Annotated in this window: 1 protein-coding gene; it reads right to left on the bottom strand. The window is 45.8% G+C overall.

Annotated features, from left to right (window positions below; translation table 11 throughout):
• Positions 1–104: 104 nt before the first annotated feature.
• Entirely contained in the window at positions 105–1,910 is a 1,806-nt protein-coding gene (locus tag C5O24_RS12945; RefSeq protein WP_107681949.1) for an IS1634 family transposase, read from the bottom strand.
• Positions 1,911–2,025 lie beyond the last annotated feature (115 nt).

Raw genomic sequence — 2,025 nt, 5'->3', positions numbered from 1 at the left:
CCCATCTTTTACAGTCCAAAAACGAGCAAACCCTTTTGTACATTGGCGTGAAGCCATGTGCAAAAGGGTCTATATATGTAGCACTGGAATGGGGTTATCTATATTTAACCTTTTTTAATATTAGCAATAATCTGTTTGATTTTCTGACGAGTAACAATCTCGGTGTCGAGTCTGAAGCCGGCTTTGGCATGTAGGTCATCGGTAAGATCATCCCGTGTGAAGTTAGGCTTGTAGCCTTCTCCCTTGACTATGTTCATAGTCATTGACCGTAGTTTCTCAATTATAGCGGAGGATGTGTATTTATAGTTCAGTTCCTTTTCCATTATTCTGAAGAGCAGTAGTGTGATAAAGCAGACAATGAAGTGGGCCCTTATGTGTTCCGCCGTCCAGACGAAGACGGGTCGACCCTTGAAGTCAGTCTTGATGACCCTGAAGGCATCCTCCGACTCCCAGCGGTTATGGTTCAGTTCGATGATTTTCGTCACATTGTCAGACAGATCCGTACATATCGCATAGAAGCCGTCATATTTTTCTTCTTCTGATATGGCGTCAAGATTCAGGGAGACGGTTCTGAATACCGCAACCTCGCCGTCTTCTGTGGCGTAGGTCTCGGAAAGGAACCTGTCAGGGCTCTTATAAGATTTGGTCAATGTCCTGTTTCCACGTGCATTGCTGTCAGCCTTGTCAATCTCGCGTTGACGCAGGAATCGGAGGTAGTCGCGGTATTTGTATGAAAATGTCACAATCAATCTTTGAGAGAACTTTGTCTTTTCATTGACAATCCAACGCTCGCGATAAAAAGTGCGGTCTCCGTAATAACGGGCAGTATCGGCATCAGTCAGGTCAAACTCCAGTTCATCCTCGTCTGCATCCCGGTACCGCTTGTCTTTTTGTACCGTGTCGGACTTTACAAGTTTCCATCCTGTCGGTTCCAGACACCAGTCCCTGAGATTATCCTCCAGTTTCTTTATTGACTGCACCGTTATGAATGATCTTTCTGCTGTGGAGTTATATGACCGGTTGCCTTCAGAAGAGAGACCTCCGTCTGTACAGACTACAATCTTGCTGACCCCCATCTTCTCAACTATAATCTTTTCAGTTGGAATCAAGGTAGTCTGTTCGTTGGCATTGCCGGGATTGATGCACATCGCAACCGGCATGCCGGAGTTGTCGATGAACATACCCATCTGTACGATGGGGTTCGGTCGATGTTCCTTGGAGACTCCGTACTTGCGTATACGTTCATGAACGTTCCCTTTTTTGTCTGTCACATAGTCCGGATCGGCAGATTCTCTCTCGAAAAAATAGTTGGTGCAGTCATAGTACATGACGGTCGTATCCCGTTCGACAACCTTTGACGAATTAAGGAAAAGTCTCTTCTGGATGTATTCACCGTGTCTGTCCAGGATATCCAGACTCCTGTAGATATGCTGTTTTTCTATATCAAAAGGCTCGATATAGCTTCCGCTCCTGCGATAATTACCTAGTTTTGAAGCCGGTCTCAAAAGCCGTTCGTAGACCATCAGCTCCAGAACTTTGTTGAAATCGAAGTCGAACTTATGTTTACGTGAGATTGCCTCGCATATCCTGTCCATCCCGACCTTATGGTACAGCCGTTTAAGAAACAGATATCCGCTCTCGCAACTCTGAGCCTCGCCTTTTTCAATAAGCTTTGTGGGCGACAGACGTGATATTATCACCTGCCGGCCCTCCTTCTCCTGTGCCGTAAGCCTGGCGATATATTCCCTGGCCCATTCAACAGGATCTCTGTCTCCGCATCTCTGACGAACTTCCTCAAGCGTTCCAAGGCGCTCATGGATTCTTGAGGTACTTTTGCCGTTCTTGTCCCTGTATGCCTTCTGTACATAAAGGATGGAAGTCTTTTTTGTCTTGGTTATTTTCAGCTTCATATTATGCCGCCCTGCCGTTGATTGCTACACGGTGCTACAAAGATAGTAATAAAATTTGACACGTGCAAGCGTGCCAGCAAAAAAGATTCATGAAAATGCAACTGTCAAACTACCG

Origin of the sequence: Paramuribaculum intestinale, from assembly GCF_003024925.1 — a bacterium.
Classification (GTDB): domain Bacteria; phylum Bacteroidota; class Bacteroidia; order Bacteroidales; family Muribaculaceae; genus Paramuribaculum; species Paramuribaculum intestinale.
This window is presented reverse-complemented; position numbering and strand designations above follow the sequence as displayed.